The organism is Bacillus sp. Marseille-Q1617, from assembly GCF_903645295.1.
In the GTDB taxonomy this organism is placed as follows: Bacteria; Bacillota; Bacilli; order Bacillales; family Bacillaceae_B; genus Rossellomorea.
Window position 1 is genome coordinate 376,034 of sequence record NZ_CAHJXM010000002.1, and the last position, 18,767, is coordinate 394,800.

General features: G+C 40.9%; 16 protein-coding genes. 12 read left to right on the forward strand and 4 right to left on the reverse strand.

Annotated elements, in window-relative coordinates; all coding sequences use genetic code 11:
* The first annotated feature begins 252 nt into the window (after positions 1-252).
* The 6 genes from hutH to HWX64_RS13460 all read left to right on the forward strand — a co-directional run bounded on the left by hutH (position 253) and on the right by HWX64_RS13460 (position 7,419).
* Positions 253-1,776: a histidine ammonia-lyase gene (gene hutH / locus HWX64_RS13435; RefSeq protein WP_175990056.1), complete on the forward strand. Its 1,524-nt coding sequence runs from the start codon at positions 253-255 to the stop codon at positions 1,774-1,776.
* A complete protein-coding gene (hutU, locus tag HWX64_RS13440; protein WP_175990057.1) occupies positions 1,769-3,439 on the forward strand; it encodes a urocanate hydratase in 1,671 nt (556 codons plus the stop codon). The genes hutH and hutU overlap by 8 nt, the downstream gene beginning before the upstream one ends.
* 3 nt (positions 3,440-3,442) lie before the next feature.
* Entirely contained in the window at positions 3,443-4,723 is a 1,281-nt protein-coding gene (gene hutI, locus HWX64_RS13445; RefSeq protein ID WP_175990058.1) for an imidazolonepropionase, read from the forward strand.
* Positions 4,701-5,642 (forward strand): formimidoylglutamase, encoded by a 942-nt coding sequence (gene hutG / locus HWX64_RS13450; RefSeq protein WP_175990059.1) that lies wholly within the window; start codon positions 4,701-4,703, stop codon positions 5,640-5,642. The genes hutI and hutG overlap by 23 nt, the downstream gene beginning before the upstream one ends.
* Positions 5,643-5,897: 255 nt before the next feature.
* Positions 5,898-6,425, forward strand: coding sequence for a sigma-70 family RNA polymerase sigma factor (locus HWX64_RS13455; protein WP_175990060.1), 528 nt, complete (start codon positions 5,898-5,900; stop codon positions 6,423-6,425).
* Positions 6,418-7,419 carry a hypothetical protein gene (locus HWX64_RS13460; protein WP_175990061.1) on the forward strand — a complete coding sequence of 334 codons (1,002 nt, stop codon included), beginning with the start codon at positions 6,418-6,420 and terminating at the stop codon, positions 7,417-7,419. Before HWX64_RS13455 ends, HWX64_RS13460 begins: the two co-directional genes overlap by 8 nt.
* A 99-nt stretch (positions 7,420-7,518) precedes the next feature.
* Here the strand turns inward: HWX64_RS13460 and HWX64_RS13465 are convergent, their stop codons facing one another.
* The 3 genes from HWX64_RS13465 to HWX64_RS22120 all read right to left on the reverse strand — a co-directional run bounded on the left by HWX64_RS13465 (position 7,519) and on the right by HWX64_RS22120 (position 8,960).
* Positions 7,519-8,040, reverse strand: a complete 522-nt coding sequence (locus tag HWX64_RS13465; protein WP_175990062.1) for a DUF6843 domain-containing protein — start codon at positions 8,038-8,040, stop codon at positions 7,519-7,521.
* Positions 8,041-8,208: 168 nt separating this feature from the next.
* On the reverse strand, positions 8,209-8,541 hold the full coding sequence (locus HWX64_RS13470) for a hypothetical protein (protein ID WP_175990063.1): 333 nt from the start codon (positions 8,539-8,541) through the stop codon (positions 8,209-8,211).
* A gap of 287 nt (positions 8,542-8,828) precedes the next feature.
* Positions 8,829-8,960, reverse strand: a complete 132-nt coding sequence (locus HWX64_RS22120; protein ID WP_303049484.1) for a hypothetical protein — start codon at positions 8,958-8,960, stop codon at positions 8,829-8,831.
* A gap of 199 nt (positions 8,961-9,159) precedes the next feature.
* On the opposite strand from HWX64_RS22120, the gene HWX64_RS13475 reads away from it, so the two are divergent.
* The gene (locus HWX64_RS13475; RefSeq protein ID WP_175990064.1) at positions 9,160-10,041 is read left to right on the forward strand and encodes a helix-turn-helix domain-containing protein; all 882 of its coding nucleotides are present in this window, start codon (positions 9,160-9,162) and stop codon (positions 10,039-10,041) included.
* Between the two features lie 101 nt (positions 10,042-10,142).
* Here HWX64_RS13475 and HWX64_RS13480 read toward each other — a convergent pair whose 3' ends face one another.
* A complete protein-coding gene (locus tag HWX64_RS13480; RefSeq protein WP_254871191.1) occupies positions 10,143-11,183 on the reverse strand; it encodes a LysM peptidoglycan-binding domain-containing protein in 1,041 nt (346 codons plus the stop codon).
* Between the two features lie 280 nt (positions 11,184-11,463).
* Between HWX64_RS13480 and HWX64_RS13485 the strand changes: the two genes are divergently transcribed.
* The 5 genes from HWX64_RS13485 (at position 11,464) to HWX64_RS13505 (ending at position 18,727) form a co-directional block, all read left to right on the forward strand.
* The gene (locus HWX64_RS13485; RefSeq protein ID WP_175990066.1) at positions 11,464-13,191 is read left to right on the forward strand and encodes a cell wall-binding repeat-containing protein; all 1,728 of its coding nucleotides are present in this window, start codon (positions 11,464-11,466) and stop codon (positions 13,189-13,191) included.
* 116 nt (positions 13,192-13,307) lie between these two features.
* A complete protein-coding gene (locus HWX64_RS13490; RefSeq protein ID WP_175990067.1) occupies positions 13,308-14,252 on the forward strand; it encodes an NAD-dependent epimerase/dehydratase family protein in 945 nt (314 codons plus the stop codon).
* Positions 14,253-14,588: 336 nt separating this feature from the next.
* Positions 14,589-14,912: a hypothetical protein gene (locus HWX64_RS13495; RefSeq protein ID WP_175990068.1), complete on the forward strand. Its 324-nt coding sequence runs from the start codon at positions 14,589-14,591 to the stop codon at positions 14,910-14,912.
* Positions 14,913-14,932: 20 nt separating this feature from the next.
* Positions 14,933-17,194 carry a cell wall-binding repeat-containing protein gene (locus tag HWX64_RS13500; RefSeq protein ID WP_175990069.1) on the forward strand — a complete coding sequence of 754 codons (2,262 nt, stop codon included), beginning with the start codon at positions 14,933-14,935 and terminating at the stop codon, positions 17,192-17,194.
* 33 nt (positions 17,195-17,227) lie between these two features.
* Positions 17,228-18,727 carry a cell wall-binding repeat-containing protein gene (locus tag HWX64_RS13505; RefSeq protein ID WP_175990070.1) on the forward strand — a complete coding sequence of 500 codons (1,500 nt, stop codon included), beginning with the start codon at positions 17,228-17,230 and terminating at the stop codon, positions 18,725-18,727.
* Positions 18,728-18,767: the final 40 nt, after the last annotated feature.

The window sequence follows — 18,767 nt, forward strand, 5'->3', positions numbered from 1 at the left end:
ATGTAGAAAGAGCCTATAGAAACCAGTCAAAAGGAGGCTCGACCCGAGGCAGAACTCTGTCTTCGGGTCGGGCCTCTTTTTCTTGTGAAATTGATGATTATTAAGGCCCGTCCCAAACTGGATTAACGCGGTAGTTTGCTGAAAGCCCGTCCCAGGCTACATTAAAGCGGTGCTTGGCTGAAAGCCCGTCCCGCCGTGCTTTAAAGTGTGAAAGCAGTATGAATGTAAATAATTTTAATGAGGTGATGATAGATGGTTGTGTTGACAGGGTGTTCGTTGAGTTTGGAGGATGCGAGAAGGATCATTTATGAAGGGGAGGAGGTTGTGATTTCCCCAGAGAGTATGGCTCGGGTGAAGAAGAGCCGTGAAGCGGTTGAAAAGATTGTGAAGGAGAAGCGAGTGGTCTACGGGATTACGACGGGCTTCGGGAAGTTCAGTGATGTGCTGATCGATTCGGATGATGTGGAGGAGCTGCAGCTTAACCTTATCCATTCCCATGCATGCGGAGTGGGAGAGCCATTCCCTGAGACGGTTTCGAGGGCGATGCTTCTCCTTAGGGCAAATGCCCTTCTTAAAGGATATTCCGGCGTTAGGCCAGTAATCGTTGAAAGATTGGTAGAGTTCCTGAATAAAGAAATCCACCCGGTGATCCCGCAGCAAGGGTCTCTTGGAGCAAGCGGCGACCTCGCCCCTCTTTCCCACCTGGCGTTGGCACTTATGGGTGAGGGGGAAGTTCATTACCAAGGCGAAGTCCATCAGACACTGCCTGTACTTTCTAAAGAAAACATCTTCCCGATCCAGCTCCAGGCAAAAGAGGGGCTGGCACTGATCAACGGCACACAGGCGATGACGGCAATGGGTGTAATCGGATACTTGGAAGCAGAGGAACTGGCCTATCAAAGTGAAATGATCGCCAGTCTGACCTTGGAAGGTCTGCAAGGAATCATGGATGCGTTTGACGAAGATATACATTTAGTAAGAGGGTATCCTCAACAGGTAGCAACGGCAAAGCGAATTAGAACCTACCTGCGGGACAGCAAGCTCACAACCAAACAGGGAGACATCCGCGTACAGGACGCCTACTCCCTCAGGTGCATCCCGCAAGTGCACGGGGCATCCTGGCAGGCACTCGATTATGTAAAAGAAAAGCTGGAGATCGAAATGAACGCAGCAACCGATAACCCGCTGATTTTCGAAAACGGGGAAAAGGTCATCTCCGGGGGCAACTTCCATGGCCAGCCGATTGCCTTCGCAATGGACTTCATGAAGATTGCCGTAGCAGAGCTCGCCAACATCTCGGAACGGAGAATCGAACGGCTCGTCAATCCGCAGCTGAACGACCTGCCGGCATTTCTGAGCCCGCAGCCCGGCCTGCAGTCGGGGGCAATGATCATGCAATACTGCGCGGCATCACTTGTTTCAGAAAACAAAACATTGGCCCACCCTGCAAGCGTCGATTCGATCCCGTCATCCGCGAACCAGGAGGACCATGTGAGCATGGGGACAATCGGCTCCCGTCATGCGTATCAAATTTTACAAAACACAAGAAGGGTCCTTGCAGTCGAATTGATCTGCAATCTGCAGGCAGTCGAGCACCGCGGAACGGACCTGCTCGCAAGCACGACCCGTAAATTTTATGAAGAAGCGAGAAAAATCGTTCCTTCCATCACGAAGGACCGAATCTTCTCGAAAGACATAGAGAAAGTGAACAGCTGGCTGAAACAATTCCAACTAAAATCCATCACCAAAACAAAGGAGGAAACGACAAATGGTTAATGCAAACAAACGAATCGTCAATGTGAAAAAAGGAACGGAAATCGAATGTAAAGGATGGGAGCAGGAAGCGGTCCTCCGCATGCTGTACAACAACCTGGATCCCGAAGTAGCTGAAATCCCGGAAGAGCTTGTGGTATACGGCGGCATCGGGAAAGCGGCTCGTAACTGGGAGTCTTTCGATGCGATTGTCAACACACTAAGAAATCTTGAAAACGACGAAACGATGCTTGTCCAATCAGGTAAACCTGTCGGCGTCTTCAAAACGCACCAAGCGGCTCCAAGGGTTCTTCTTTCCAACTCGGTACTAGTACCGAAATGGGCGAACTGGGAGCATTTCCACGAGCTGGATCAAAAAGGTCTCATGATGTACGGGCAAATGACAGCGGGAAGCTGGATTTACATCGGTACTCAGGGAATCCTTCAAGGAACATACGAGACGTTTGCAGCATTAGCGAAAAAGCACTTCAATAACTCTTTAAAAGGAACGATAACCCTAACAGCCGGGCTTGGCGGAATGGGCGGTGCGCAGCCATTGGCCGTTACGATGAACGGCGGTGTGGTCATCGCAGTCGACGTCGATGAAGAGCGCATCCAGAAGCGCCTCGACACGAAATACTGCGACGTGAAGACGGACTCCTTGGAAGAGGCAGTCGCAATGGCTTACGAAGCAAGAGATAAGGGGAAAGCCCTATCCATCGCGCTTCTAGGAAACGCAGCCGAAGTTCACCACGAATTTTTAAAAAGAGGCGTGAAAATCGACATCGTGACCGATCAGACTTCAGCTCACGATCCTTTAAACGGTTATGTTCCTGAAGGATATTCATTAGAAGAAGCGGCGCGTCTAAGAAAAGAAAATCCATCTCAATATACACAGCTTTCACAAAAAAGCATGGCCAAACACGTGGAAGCCATGCTCGAGTTCCAAAAGAGGGGCTCAATCGTATTTGACTACGGCAACAACATCCGCCAGGTCGCGAAAGACGAAGGAGTGGAAAATGCCTTCGACTTCCCTGGATTCGTTCCTGCCTACATCCGTCCGTTATTCTGCGAAGGGAAAGGGCCGTTCCGCTGGGCAGCGCTTTCTGGCGACCCGGAGGACATTTACAGAACAGACCGCCTGATCAAAGAGCTGTTCCCTGAAAACGAAGCACTCAACCGCTGGATCGACATGGCGCAGGAGCAGGTATCGTTCCAGGGACTGCCTTCACGCATCTGTTGGCTTGGTTACGGTGAGCGCGTGAAGATGGGTCTGGCGATCAACGAGCTGGTACGTAAGGGCGAGCTGAAAGCACCTGTCGTTATCGGCCGTGACCACCTGGACTGCGGATCCGTTGCATCTCCGAACCGTGAAACGGAAAGCATGAAAGACGGAAGTGACGCTGTAGGGGATTGGGCAATTTTGAACGCCCTGATTAACACGGCAGCAGGCGGCTCATGGATTTCCTTCCACCACGGCGGCGGAGTCGGTATGGGTTACTCCCTGCACGCCGGTATGGTCGTTGTTGCAGACGGTACGGACCTTGCCCAAGAAAGACTAGAGCGCGTGCTTACCACCGACCCTGGAATGGGCGTCATCCGCCACGCCGACGCAGGCTACGATATCGCAGAAAAAACAGCCGAAAAACACAACATTCAAATCCCAATGAAAAAAGGAGGAGAATAAGGGATGACAAAACAATTCGACACGATCATTGAAAATATAGGACAGCTGCTCACGATGGACCACGGGGAAGGACCCCTCAAAGGGAAGGAAATGAGTGAGCTGCCGGTCATCGAACATGCAGCCGTTGGTATCAAAGACGGACTAGTAGAATGGATCGGTACACATGAGGAAGCCCAATCCCATAAAGCAACCGAACGAATCGACGCAGAGGGTAAACTCGTGACGCCAGGTCTTGTAGACCCGCACACCCACCTGGTATTCGGCGGCTCACGCGAACATGAAATGGCGCTGAAGCAGCAAGGGGTTCCATACTTAGAAATCCTTAAGCGGGGAGGGGGCATTCTTTCAACAGTAGGAGCTACCCGTGAAGCATCTGAAGAAGAACTGCTTAAAAAAGCCCGCTTCCACCTCGACAGGATGATTTCGTACGGAGTAACCACCGTCGAAGCGAAAAGCGGCTACGGCCTCGACAAAGAAACGGAGCTAAAGCAGCTCCGTGTGGCAAAAAAATTAAACGAAGAACACGCAGCGGACTTAGTGTCGACTTTCTTAGGAGCACACGCAATCCCGCCGGAATACAAAGAACGTTCAGATGAATTCTTACAGGAAATGCTTAAGTTGCTCGCAGACATTGAAAAAGAAAACCTAGCAGAATTCGTCGACATCTTCTGTGAAACAGGCGTTTTCACTGTCGAGCAGTCCCGCAAATTCCTAAAAGCGGCAAAAGAAAAAGGCTTCTCCGTAAAAATTCATGCCGATGAAATCGACCCGCTCGGCGGAACGGAAATGGCCACTGAAATCGGAGCCACAAGCGGAGATCATTTGGTAGGAGCATCTGAAAAAGGAATCCAAGCACTGGGAGCAACAGACACCATCGCCGTCCTCTTACCTGGTACATCCTTCTACTTGAACAAAGGAAAGTTTGCCAACGCTCGAGGAATGCTGGAAGCGGGAGCGGCCATCGCACTGTCAACGGACTTCAACCCGGGCAGCTCGCCTACAGAGAACCTGCAGTTCATCATGAACCTGGCATCGCTGCAGCTGAAAATGACCCCGGAAGAAATCTGGAACGCGGTGACGGTCAACTCTGCATACGCCATCAACAGAGGAGAACAGGCAGGCAAGCTCATAAAAGGGCGCAAAGCCGACATCGTCCTCTGGGATGCACCAAACTATCACTATGTTCCATATCATTACGGAGTGAACCACACTCATACTGTCATGAAAAACGGATGCATCATATACCGCAAGGAGAAGCTTCATGAGCATATTTCAACACATTAAGCCGGCAGGGAAAGCACAGTTCAAGGACCGGTACACAACGAAGGCAGCAGAGCTGCTGACACCGTACACAGAAGGCTCAAAAGGGGATGTCGCCATAATAGGCGCACCCCTTTCCAAGCCGTCCATCTCTCACTCGGGAGCGAGCTTTGCACCAGATGCCATTAGAAGATGCCTTAACTCCTTCACGACGTATAATATCGAAGAAGAAGCGGACATCAGCAACAAAACCATCATCGATTTCGGCGACATTGCCATGCACCCGACATCAATCGAAGAGTGCCACCAGAGAATCTATCAATCAACCAAAGAAGTCGCACAAGCCCAAGCGGCACCTTTAACCATCATTCTCGGCGGGGATCACTCCATCACCACATCAACCGTGAAAGCAATCAAAGAAACAATAGGGACGGTAGGGGTCATCCAACTCGATGCCCACCATGATCTGAGAAACACGGAAGACGGAGGACCTACCAACGGCACGCCATTCAGAAGATTGATAGAAGAAGGACATCTGAAAGGCGAGCATCTGATCCAAATCGGGATCCGCAACTATGCGAATGCCAAAGCTTATCACGACTACGCCATCCAAAAAGGCGTATCTGTCCACACCATGAAGGACGTCAGGCAACGCCCAATCACAGAACTGATCCAGTCAGCCCTAACCCGGCTGGACACTCAAGTCGACACCATCTACCTATCCGTCGACATGGACGTCCTCGACCAGGCATACGCTCCCGGCTGCCCGGCAATCGGCCCTGGCGGAATGGATCCGGATACACTCGCAGAAGCGGTCCAGCAGTCAATAAAACACCCGAAAGTCCAAACCATGGACATCGTGGAAATCGACCCGACGCTTGATATCCGGGATATGACGAGCAGAATTGCCAGCTTGCTTATTGTCAATTCACTAATAAAGTAAGATGAACAAAAAGTGTATCTCTTCGTCATGGGATACACTTTTTAAATTTGTTTTAAAATATGAGACATTTAATCGCTTTTATCGTCTAACATGTAATGGAAATCAATTAATTTATTTCCTCCTATATATGAATTTTTTTATTGTTAATGTAAGGAGCCAAGAAAATCAATTTGGGAAAGAAAGACTTAATCACCCTGTATAATGAATGTCTTGTAGTAACTTTCAAATAATCAAGTGAAAGGGGGAGTCCTTCATTTGGAAGATACACATAAGAATCACTTGATTGAGTCACTGATCGATGAATATGAAATATCTATAACGAAGCTGGCTTACTTTTATGTTCAGGATTGGCCGGCCGCTCAGGACATCTGCCAGGATGTCTTTATTAAAGTATATGATGCACTGGACCAATTCAACCATCAGTCGTCCTATAAAACATGGATTTATCGCATTGCCATTAATAAATGTAAGGATTATAAGAAATCAGCTTATTTCAGAAAAAGTACAGTCGTAGATAAATTTCATAGATTCTTTAATAAAGAGATTGCGGCTACTCCAGAACAAGTCCTGCTTCAAACAGAGGAACAGACCAGTTTATCAGCACAAATCTTTACCCTTCCAGTCAAATATAGAGAAATCATCCTATTGTATTATTATGAAGAACTGACAACCCGGGAAATCAGTGAACTGCTGAATATCAACTCCTCTACAGTCCGTACCAGATTAGAAAGAGGAAGACAGAAGCTGAAAACGATGCTGGAAAGGAGGGATAAGGATGAATAACGAAAGGGACCCTTTATTCACCCTCAAAGAAGATTTGGACAAAGAATTATTCGATAAAATAGAAATTACCAGTCAGAAGAGGCGCATCATGTCAAAGATTCATCATCATCACCCTAAAAAGAAAATAAACTGGTATATATTCTTGAATATCGGTGTGATTGCAGCCTTTATTTGCCTGCTCTCGATACTTGGAAGCAGTTACCTTTCAAACGAAGAATTAACTGAGGAAGACCCGGGTGAAGAAATACAGATACCTGATAAACCGGATCAGCCCTCCACGTTTATACCAGAAGATGACTTAAAGGACGAAATAAAAAAGGAGAAAAGAGAGCTCCGAAAAAAGGAACAGCCTGCGGTAGAAGACGATAAAACCGATCCTGCTCCATCAAATGAAGATGAAGAGGAAGAATCTGAAAAAGAAGAACCAAAGCAAAGGGGAACAACCAGCCCGGCACCACCTTTCGATTTCTCTTTTATTCTTCAAAATCCAACTGCATTTAAAGCTGAAGCGTCACAAGGCATATTGCATGGAGTAAATATAGTCATTGGAGAATCATTTGATAGTATAACTGAAAAGTACGGAAATCTTCCGTTTGCAAGCGGGACGGAAGGAGGATATAAACATAATTTAGGCAGTGATTATTTATTGACTTTTGACGAAAAAGGAGATGGAATCCTTCATAGGGTGGAAGTTAAAAGGAGAACGGTTACAAATCTGACAGTGGAACAAATGGTGAATGCTCTGGGTATCCCCTACTTTTACCACGATGCGATGTCAACAGGAGAAATTTATATGGCATACATTTACGGGGATTATCAATTGACAATGAGGGTGGAGGGAGACGTTGAACTCAGGCAGAGAGATACAAACGCAGATCTTGATGTAGTGTTTGTAGATTCCGCTGCAAAACTTACTACACTCCAGCTAAGTAGAAAATGGCTCGATGAAACGTTATTGAATAAAAACACCGAGATTGGTGCTCGAGAAGAATAGATTCCCCCGTCCTTCCTTTAAGGTCGTTAGCTAATTATTAAGGTTTTTACCAAACAAAAGCCCCTCCCTCTGATTTAAAAGTGGGAGGGGCGTTCACCATTAATCAAGTTTATTAATCAATTCCTTTTTAGCTTCCTTACTCTGGGTAGTATACTCTTCTTTACCATTTAAATAAAAATCTTCACCACATTCAGTTTGGGTGACTTGTACATCCACGTAGCCAATTTCTTTTCCGTCTGCCCCCGTGTTGCCTCCAACACCTCGTTCATGCACACAGTACGAATCAATTTCCTTTCGCTTCCCTGCCTGATCTATATAGTAATATTTATTATTCACTTCGTATGTAGCTGCTTTTGGAAGATACGGTTCCTTTCTTGAGGTTAAGGCATAACCATACGTTGAATAATCGGTTTGATGTAAGGTTTCGATTTCTGTTGTTTCTATGGGAAATACAGCAAATTCTCCTTCTTTTTTCAATTTGGGGGCACCTGGGATATTAAAGAAAACAGTGAAGGAGCCTTCGTATCCTTCAGGGATTAAATAAATATGATTAGTCAACCCTGGTGAGGTACAACCACCAAGGCTCAATGCTGCAATCAATAATAAGAATAATTTTTTCAATTGTCTGCCTCTCTTTATATAAATATAATTCCATTATAAGGATTTTATATGAAAGAAAAACAGGCCTTTTCAACCATCTTATAAGTAATCTTTGTTATGGTTCTAACAAGCCTTAAACTAAAAAAGAACCTCCTCCTGAGGTTTATACCTTCAGAAGAGGCTCTCTTTTTATAGTCCTGAAATGTGGCCGCCCTTAATGTCATAACCGGAATGAATTTCTTTCATCCCGATTACTTGAAGAAAATGCTGAAGCTTCTTCATGCATAGTGCTTCTGTTTCATTAACCACATCGAATCGATCGATGACTGCACATTTTTTGGTTTTTAGATACGTTACATTGTTGGTTTGGCTGCGGGAATAGGTATCGTTGGCAATGGAGTAGGTGGATGCTGATGCTTCACCGATTTTGGTATCGCCTTGTGTGAACTCGAAATGGAATTGAATCGACAAATCTACATCGGAATATAGAGGATTTACTTTCATGTTGATATCTTTCATCATGAAGCCCCCTTTCTTTTATTGTACTTTTATCCTACCACAAAAGTTTTTAAAGTGTATTTCGACTCATAATCGGTACGGAAGCAAATTTTTAGGGAATATGTGCAGAAAGTGATGTTTTCCTTCTTTTGTATAACTATAGGAATATTCCTACATGAATATATTAAGTAAAGTGATGATTTACTGGTTAGGGGGATTGGAACGGTGTCTGATGAGAAACATGTGGAAAAGGAAGAGGCTGAATTTAAGAAGAAAAAAACTTCCCAAATGGGAAGTTTTAAATTAAGTAATTAATGAGCACTTCCAGGAAGTTCCAGCTTTTGAACGGTTGCCGCTGCTTCCTCGGTGGTATTGCTTGAAAAACCTGCAACGCCAAGAAGAAGAATTGAAGCGGTTAGAATGGCAAGAAAATGTTTTTTCATGGGTCTTTCCTCCCTTTCTTATTGAACTTAATATTCGATAAGATTGATGATATATATGTTATTATAATTAAAGCACATATTCAATCTTTATTAAATTTGAGTGTAATGCCAAAATACCTATTTATTTTAATATTACATAGTTAATACACCTATTTTCATCAAAAAATATAACTCTAGGCATATTTAGAGGAGGATGTAAATGGACTTCACGGCCGTTGGAAAAAAAATTAAGGAACTAAGAAAAAATAGTGGACTTTCTCAAGAGGATCTTGCAGAAGGAGTCTGTACTCAGGCGCAAATAAGTAAAATTGAAAAGGGAGATGTGTTTCCTTACGCTTCTACATTATATCAAATTTCGCAAAAATTAGGGGTGGATGTAAATTATTTCTTTGATATCGGCACCACGCCAAGGTTAGATTATGTACAAGAGGTTTTTCAACAACTTCAGATTCTCAGAAGGAATTTGAAATTTGAAGAAATGATGGAGATTGTGAGAGCGGAGGAGGATAACCCTTTATTCATCCAAAATAATAAAAACCACCAACTCTTATTATGGCATAAAGGAATATATTTATATGAAGTAAAAAAAGATCTGGATGCTTCGGTGAAAACTCTTCGAGAGGCAATCAGCATTACAAATGAAAAAGGGAAGCTTCTTCAAGAGAGAGAATTAGAAATTCTTTTATCACTAGGGGCAATTTATTTTTACGAAGATTTGGATAAGGCTTTGGAAGTTTTTGAAGAGATTGAAGATCACTTGCACCTTTTACCTCATTTAAATAACTACACCATTAAAACAAGGCTTTATTATAACCTGGCAAGGACACTAACGAGGCTAAAAAGAATAGAAGAATCAAATAAATATTGCAAAAATGCCATTAAGTGGGCACTTCACAAAGATAGTTTGTACTTATTAGGAGAATTACACTATCACTTCGGTTATAACTTAGAATTATTAGAAAAGCCGGAGCAAGCCAAATCGTATATGGAAAAAGCCCTTATAGTCTTCGAACTTCAACAGGATGATAAATATACCCAGTTCATTAAAGGGAAAATTAAAGAACTAACTGCAAATTCGTAACGTTCTACTAACGTCCTGTGTGTTGATGGAACACTATCATGAAAAAAAGGAGATATCAGCATCTTAATTGGCTGATATCTCCTTTTTTGCTATTAAAAAAATTAATAAAATCTCTTAAAACTATCAAACTTAGATTTCCAATATGGATTATTTAAGCTGCTGATTTCAACACCGTTATCTCCAGCATGAATGAATTGCTCATCTCCAATATAAATTCCTACGTGAGAGATTCCCTTCTTATATGTATTTTCAAAAAATACAAGGTCCCCTAATTCAGGTTTGTCTACGTAATAAGACCGGTTAAAGTACCCTTCACTGGATTGACGCTTGATATCATATCCAGCCTCATTAAATACATGATAGATATAACCGCTGCAATCAAAACCGCTTGAGGAAGATCCTCCCCATTTATAAGGTGCCCCTAAATGGGCAAGGGCCTCAGAAGTAATCTCAGAATCCGGTCCTGGAGCAACTTTCTCACTGTCTTGCGAATGGGAAGTCTGCTGCTTGGCTACCTCCAGCTTCTGCCCTATGTGAATGACATCGGATTTAAGGTTATTCCATTGTTTGATATCCTGAACGGAGACAGAGAATTCTCTGCTGATCTTGTATAGTGTGTCGCCCGACTTAACAGAATATGAAACATTTTGTGGCTTAGAGACTGGTGGTACATTATTTTCATTTTTTGTTGTATCTTCCTCTGTTTTTGATGGTTCTTTTACTTGCGATGATGTAGAAGCGGATACTGTTAATTTCTGACCTGGATAAATAATATGCGAGGAAATTTGATTCCACTTTTTCAGGTCACTTAAAGAGATAGAATGAGAGTTAGCAATTCTTATAAGTGTGTCACCGGACTTAATAGTATAAGTCTTGCCGTTCTCAGCCACGGGCACGGCAGGAGGAGACGGTTTAGGATCAGTAGGCACCGAAGCTGGGTTCTTAGTCACAACTAGCTGCTGTCTAGGAAAAATGACTGTATTTCGAAGGTTATTCATCTGCTTTAACTCGGATATACTTACGTCATATTTCTTTGATATTGACCATAAGGTGTCACCCGGTTCGACTTTGTGGGTATTGGCAGAGGCTTGAGCAGCGAAAGAAGCAGAAATAACTGCAGTAGTAGCTACAGTAAATAACATTTTTTTCACATGTACTTCTCCTTTTTTGTCATAGATTGTTAAATATATTGTTATTTTATCACAGTTGGTATAAAAAATGGTTTTGAATTCAGAAAAAACATCTCTAAATATAGTTAAATTTAACTAGTTTCATTTTTGTATCTATACAACTTATAAAATACCATAAAATACCTATATAGTAATTTTATTATAACTATTTAATTTTTATATAAAATGCATTAACATGTTAAAAGTTAGGTATTTTTGGAACTTAATAGAAATTATTTAGGAGATTGGATTCATGAAGAAATATTTAATGATTGTTGTATTAGTAGTATCTTTTTTAGGAACGGGCAGTAAGGAAGTTAATGCTGAGGTATTTAATTATGATAGGATCGGCGGGGAAGATAGATTCGAAGTAGCTGTAAATTTATCAAAAAAATACTGGCCGGAGTCAGCGGAGGTTGTTGTTTTATCCAATTATAATGCTTTTGCTGACGCTTTGGCGGCAGGTCCGTTAGCTTTTAAACATAATGCGCCTGTGTTATTGACACATCCTGATAAACTAACTTTAACAACCAAGGAAGAGTTAAACAGACTATCCCCCTCTAAAGTCATAATTGCTGGAGGAACAGGGAGTGTCTCGGTGCAAATTGAAAAAGAACTTCGTGGGATGGGCATCAAGATTATAAGGTATGGGGGAAGAGACAGATTCGAAGTAGCTGTAAACATTGCAAAAGAATTCAGTAGCCCCAAATCAGCCATTCTTGCAAACAGCCAAGCGTTCGCAGATGCTTTGTCCGTTTCACCCTATGCCTCTCGGAATGGAATACCGATTCTGTTAACTCGTCCGAACAAGTTAGGGGAAGAGACTAAACACTATATTAAAGAGAGTAACATTCAACATACATATGTAATCGGAGGGACGGGGAGCGTAAGTAATTCCGTTCAACAAGATTTGCCTTCTCCCACAAGAATCGGAGGCAAGGATCGATATGAAGTAGCATCAAAAATATTTGAGCAATTCAATTTGGATAAAAACGGTGCCTTCATTGCTACAGGCTTAACGTTTGCAGATGCCCTTACAGGTTCGGTACCTGCAGCGAAAGAAAATACTGCAATATTATTAACGAAACCAAACAGTCTACCTGAGTCATCTCTAACAGCAATAACAAGAAATAATGTTAGCGGCTTTTTGTTGCTGGGCGGTCAAGGATCTGTTGGAGAAGAAATTGAATATCAGTTGTTTCATCGGAATTCCTCCACTGTTCCAGTGGTATATTTTGTACCGCATGCAGATGATGAAGTGTTATCGTATGCTGTAGATATTAGAAATATGATTAGGGAAGGAAGACCAACCTACTTAGTGTTAATGTCTCAAGGGGAAGATTCTTTTGCAAGAAGCATTCAAAATGGCTTCTATGATGGTAAGGATGTTTTACCTTTTGAGCAGGGTATGCCACTTTTTTGCCATTGGCATAAAAGGTATCATGACCCCATCGAAGAAAGTTATCTCCATGGACATATAGATGTTGAAACCTTTGGGGAATTAAGGGAAGAAGATTTCTTCAGAGCAACTAGAGCTTTGGGGGTCCCTGAGGAAAATATCTTTTCACACGCTCTTTCAAAGAATGAATTCACTAGCGAAAATATAGAGGGGATTATTAAAGAATATATTGGAAAATATCCTAGTGCAGATTTTAAAACAATGTCTAAGTTTGATGGGCATATTCAACATGCATTGATCGGCAGCACATTAGAAGAAATGGAACAAAAAAATGAACTGTACCCATTTCAAACATCATACTTTGTTTCTATGTATACTGATCGTTTTTCTTCTATTAATATACCTTATAAAAATGTGGTAATCACATTAAGTAATCATTTAGATGAATCATATATTAAAAAGGGGATAAACGAGTACAAACTTTTTGAGCCGGAGAATGGTTTGTATGGTAATGGCTATCATTCTGTGATGTCACAGTTTAATGCTTTAGAAAAACAAATGTTCACGAAAATCCATAAGTAGAGTTTTTTAGTAAGTAATATTTATGAAACAGAATGATAATTTTTTATTTTAAAGTGGTTGCGGTAAAATAATAAGGCTGACATTTATAGAAACACCTTTTAGAAAGGAGAATATGCATGAGTCGAATTTTAGTAACTGGTGGGGCAGGGTTTATAGGATCCCACTTAGTGGATGCGCTTTTAAATAGAAACGAAAAGGTTATTGTAATTGATAACCTTTCAATGGGAGATGAAAACAACCTGCCCCAGGATAATAATATTACTTTTATTAAAGGAGATTTGTCTGATCCAGAGTTAGTAAACACCTTATTCAGTAAATATACTATCAAAACAATTTTTCATTTAGGCGCTGTTGCAAGTGTAGTTGCTTCTATAGAAAAACCATCAGAAACACATAGAACAAATATGGATGGAACTTTAATTTTATTAGAAGCAGCAAAAAAATATGGTGTGGGTCGCTTTATTTTTGCTTCTTCAGCTGCGATTTTTGGTGACGAGCCAACCTTGCCTAAATCAGAAGAATCGACAATCAAACCTCTCACGCCATATGCAATTGACAAGTATGGGTCTGAACAATATGTAATTGCTTATAACAGACTGTATCATTTACCTACCACGGTTTTGAGGTTCTTTAATGTTTTTGGTAACAGGCAGAACCCTTCCTCCCCATACTCGGGAGTTGTATCTATTCTCACGGATAAATTTAAAAAACTCAAAAATAATGAGGAAGATTCATTTATCTTATATGGGGAAGGAGATCAAACAAGAGATTTCATTCATGTGAAAGATGTAGTTAAAGCTCTTATATTGGTCATGGAAAGAGAAGCGGCTGTAGGGGAGATATTTAACTTGGGAACAGGTATTTCTACTAGTTTAAAACAGCTTATAGAAATATATGAAAGAGCTACAGGGCTATCTCTTCCAATTATTGAAAAAGAAGAAAGATCTGGAGACATTAAGTATTCGTACACCAGTATAGAAAAAATAAAAGCTATTGGATATACTCCTGATTATTCCCTAGAAGAAGGTATTAAGATTTATTGGGATAAGGAATGTAGTTGATTTTACTTATAAATTTTTACCATAAAGCTTTGTTAAACACTGCTGTTGATTTTCGGGGTGCCCACCGCTCTAAATGTGGTCTTGCATGTTTAGTTTCAAGACCTTGGGGACAGTAAATGAGAATAATCAGCAACATGAATATATAAAAACATTCATATTGAAATAATAAAAGTCATTCTGAGGAGTGACTTTTTTATTTTTACCTAAATTCGACATAAACCCCTACTAATTACACAATTTCGAGTAATTTCTATTTTTATATTTACAATCTTTGTAAGCTTAGATAGTATTAACATTGTAAAATGTGTAACAAAAATTTAATGGAGTGATAAATAAATGAAAAATAAGATTGCAGCATCCTTGCTTTCATCTTTCCTATTACTAACTGCTTGTGGAACACAGGAAACAAAAGTGGAAGAAAATAGCACTTCAGGAAGTAGTGAAGTTACCGATAATAAGGAAGAGACTAAAATGGTCACTTATAATGGATTAGCTGATCCTCACACCATGGAAGTTGAAATGGATGGAGAAATTAAGTCAATCCAATTCAATCCGGATATCCTTGACCAAATTGAAGAAATGGAAGAAGGAAAAGAATATCAGTTGAAGGTAAAAGAAAATGAAAAAGGCCAGATCGAATTAGTAGAAATAATGAAATAAAATGATGGAGGTAAAGGATATTGGGTTTTTTAAGAAAAACAGTTGTATCAGTTGTTAGTGCCAGTGTGATTTTAGCTTATTCTCCTATTTCAGAAGCCAGTGCATCGACTATTTCAGTAAAATTGAAAAATTATATTGGCAACAGAACTAGTCTTGTAGTAAACAGTCAAGGTACATATAAACTAGAAAATAATAATAAAAGATTTTCTGGTGATGATCGCTATGAGGTGGCGGAAAATGTCGCAAGTAACGGCTGGGATACAGCTGAAACAGTGTTTGTTGTCAACTCATTAGCATTTGCTGATGCGCTTGCTGCGTCACCACTTGCCTACAAATATAATGCACCTATTCTATTAACCAGAGCAGGAGATATTCCTGAGTCTACGTTCAATAAAATTAAAACACTTCAACCGAATAAGATTATCATTGTCGGTGGTACTGGAAGTGTAAATGGGACAGTTGAAAATAAATTAAAGTCCATTACAGGTAATGTCTCCCGTATTGATGGGAAAGATCGTTTCGAGGTATCAAAAAAAATTGCACAAAACCTCGGAGCGTCAAGTGATGCGTTTCTTACCAACGGATTGATCTTTTCGGATGCCTTGGCTATAGCACCTTATGCTGCAAAGAATGAGATCCCTATCCTTCTTACTAGGAAAGATAGTATACCGGCTCCTACTTATGAAGCTATAAAGGGGAAATCTGAGGTAACGGTTATTGGCGGTACCGGAAGTGTGAATAATAATGTTTATAATAGTGCAAAAGCGACTAAACGAATTGATGGTAAAGATCGTTATGAAGTTTCAGCAAATATCGTAAAAGAGTTAAACATCAATTCAACTATGGCATATGTATCAAACGGATTAACGTTTGCTGATGCATTAACGGGCTCAGTGCTGGCTGCTAAAAATGGTTCGCCGTTGTTATTGACAAGAGCTGATAATCTGCCTGATGTTATTAAAAGTTTAATAGATAACAAGGCTTATAACGTATTCAACATTTTAGGTGGTCCTGCTTCTGTTGAAGAGAAAGTGGTTAATCAGCTGCCAAATGAATTTAAACTGCAGGCTGGAACGGATTATGTCGTGAAAAATGAATCTGGAAGACTAGCAATGTATCAAGGCAGCACGAAGGTTGCGGATTTTGGTCAATCTAATTTTGTGTTGGCACCATCATCATACTCAACTTCTAATGTACTTACAATCAAAGGTAGTGCAGAAAGACAATATCTGGGCAAGATGCAATTTACTTCAGAATCTGAAAAATACGTTAGACCAATAAACATTAACATCCCTTTTGAAGATTACCTAAAAAGTGTAGTTCCGAGAGAATCGCCAACCTATTACCATATGGAAGCATTAAAAGCCCAAGCGGTTGCTGCGCGTACCTTTGCCATTCGCAAAAAAGAGCAAACAGTTTTGGATGATCAAAGCTTTCAAGTCTATGGCGGATACGAATGGCACTCCAGAACTAATCAGGCAGTTGAAGATACGAGAGGGCAAGTACTCAGGTACAAAGGAGACTTAATTACAGCTTCATTTTCTTCGAGTAATGGTGGTTATACAGCAACCAATAAAGATGAATGGGGCTATGAAAACCCGGGTTATTTCCAGAATGTAAATGATCCATATGATACTTATTCATGGGATTTAAAAGTACCAAAAACGGCTATCAGTGACGACACTATCATAAAAACATCAGAAGAAAAAACAACTTATAGTAATATCACCTTAGACGCAGCTTTAAAGAATCCAGGCTGGTGGTGGGATGCTGTCAGTGAATCTAAAACAGTTTATTTAGATGAAACTCAAAAAACAGCGCCGCTTATTGATAATATTAAGAGCTATTTATATAAAGGTAGTTATATAAATAAAGAAATAAAGATTAAGTCAATCTCCAGTTATGTAATAGATCCTGAGAAAAATGAGGGCCAAAGAAGTATAAGCGGTTCTTTAAGAGTTAAGTTTTATATGAAAGAAAAAGGCACAAACAATTACTATCTTGAAACAGATGGAAAATTAAAAGAATATGAAGAAACGATTGAGGCTTCTGCAACTGATTTAAGATATTTGTTCGGTACAATGTACTACAGAAGTACATACACGCCATCTGTCGAAAATAACAGTGATAGCTTTACCATCCACGGCAAAGGATTCGGACACGGTGTAGGAATGAGTCAACAAGGTGCCAATAATAGAGCAAATGGGTACAATGGTTTACCTAAACAAACGTACAAGCAAATTTTAGATTTCTATTATCCTAATACCACACTAGGAAACTAATAAATTAGAATATCAGTAAAAATGGAGGAAATAATGAAAAAAATATTAATGACACTGGTTGTTTCTATCGTCTTATTGGGTCTAGCACACGGAGCCAGTGCTGAAGGACAGCATAAACGCTTAGCAGGTAAGGATCGGTTTGAAGTAGCAGCGAATGTAGCAAAGGAAGGTTGGCCTTACGGTGCCAATGTAGTTTTCATTGCAAACTATGATGCGTTTGCTGATGCCCTTTCAGCTACGCCTCTAGCTTACAAATTGAATGCACCGATTTTGTTATCGCGTACAACTAGTTTAGGTGACACAACTAAAAATAAGTTGCGCGAGCTATCACCTTCAAAAGTTTTTGTTGTAGGTGGTACAGCCAGCATTTCAAATAATGTTGTTAATGAAGTGAAAAGCTTAGGGATTTCTTCAGTTGAACGTATTAGTGGGAAAGATCGTTTTGAAGTATCAGCTGAAATTGCGAAAAGAATGCCAAGCTCTTCGAAAGCGGTAGTGGCAAATGGTTTGAATTTTCCGGATGCATTGGCAATTGCACCTCATGCTTCAAGAAGCGGCATGCCAATTTTATTGACACGTGATAACGAGCTTCCAGCTCCAACGGTTTCAAGCTTACTAAATAGAAAACCAAGTCAAGTCATTGTAATGGGTGGAACGGGCAGTGTAAGCAATGGGGTTTATGCTGATTTATCAGCTTACAACCCTCTTCGAATCGGTGGAGCCGATCGATATGAAGTTGCGGCTAATATTATTAAAAAATTGAATCTATCAACTTCAACAGGATTCTTGGCTACCGGGCAGACTTTTGCTGACGCTTTGACTGGGTCAGTTTTGGCAGCCAAGAAAAACGCCCCGGTTTTATTAACAAGAAATTCTTCACTACCTGAAGCGACTAAGGAAATTACAGGTCAAAAGAGAATGACGAATTTTGTTGTATTAGGCGGTACAGCTTCTGTTTCAAACAGTGTTGTTAAGGCTGTAGCAGGTCCTTTGGCAGGTGAGATGATAGTCGTAGATCCTGGGCATGGGGGAAGTGATCCTGGTGCTTCCGGGAATGGTGTTGTTGAAAAAGAAGTGAACCTCGACGTTTCAAAAAGAGTAAAAGGAAAATTAGATTCAAATGGGGCGTATGCAATCATGACTCGTGAGACGGATACCTATCCTACGCTCTCTGAAAGAGCAGCATTAGCAAATAAGCAAGGTGCAGATGCGTTTATTAGCATTCACGCAAACGCATATTCCAATTCTGATGTACAAGGCACTGAAACATTCTATGATGATACGTATGCAGGTCAGCTAAGTAAGGAATTGGCTACTTATATTAACAATGAATTAGTAGAAAAGTTAGATACAAACGATAGAGGAGTTAAAAACGTCGGCTTTAAGGTTATCAAGGAAGCCACGATGCCAAGTGTTCTGGTTGAACTGGCATTCATCACAAATGAAGAAGATGCAGCGAAATTGAGAAGTGATTATTACAGAGAACAAGCTGCAATTGCAATCACTAATGGAGTGCTTACTTTCTTTAGATAATAAAAGTAAGGAATAATATCGGAAAGGCACCTGGAATATG

Coding starts and splice junctions, on each gene's coding strand:
- hutH (WP_175990056.1), top strand. CDS start 253: ATGGTTGTGTTGACAGGGTGTTCGTTGAGTTTGGAGGATGCGAGAAGG.
- hutI (WP_175990058.1), top strand. CDS start 3,443: ATGACAAAACAATTCGACACGATCATTGAAAATATAGGACAGCTGCTC.
- HWX64_RS13505 (WP_175990070.1), top strand. CDS start 17,228: ATGAAAAAAATATTAATGACACTGGTTGTTTCTATCGTCTTATTGGGT.
- HWX64_RS13475 (WP_175990064.1), top strand. CDS start 9,160: ATGGACTTCACGGCCGTTGGAAAAAAAATTAAGGAACTAAGAAAAAAT.
- HWX64_RS13485 (WP_175990066.1), top strand. CDS start 11,464: ATGAAGAAATATTTAATGATTGTTGTATTAGTAGTATCTTTTTTAGGA.
- HWX64_RS13460 (WP_175990061.1), top strand. CDS start 6,418: ATGAATAACGAAAGGGACCCTTTATTCACCCTCAAAGAAGATTTGGAC.
- HWX64_RS13480 (WP_254871191.1), bottom strand. CDS start 11,183: ATGTTATTTACTGTAGCTACTACTGCAGTTATTTCTGCTTCTTTCGCT.
- hutU (WP_175990057.1), top strand. CDS start 1,769: ATGGTTAATGCAAACAAACGAATCGTCAATGTGAAAAAAGGAACGGAA.
- HWX64_RS13470 (WP_175990063.1), bottom strand. CDS start 8,541: ATGATGAAAGATATCAACATGAAAGTAAATCCTCTATATTCCGATGTA.
- HWX64_RS22120 (WP_303049484.1), bottom strand. CDS start 8,960: ATGAAAAAACATTTTCTTGCCATTCTAACCGCTTCAATTCTTCTTCTT.
- hutG (WP_175990059.1), top strand. CDS start 4,701: ATGAGCATATTTCAACACATTAAGCCGGCAGGGAAAGCACAGTTCAAG.
- HWX64_RS13495 (WP_175990068.1), top strand. CDS start 14,589: ATGAAAAATAAGATTGCAGCATCCTTGCTTTCATCTTTCCTATTACTA.
- HWX64_RS13490 (WP_175990067.1), top strand. CDS start 13,308: ATGAGTCGAATTTTAGTAACTGGTGGGGCAGGGTTTATAGGATCCCAC.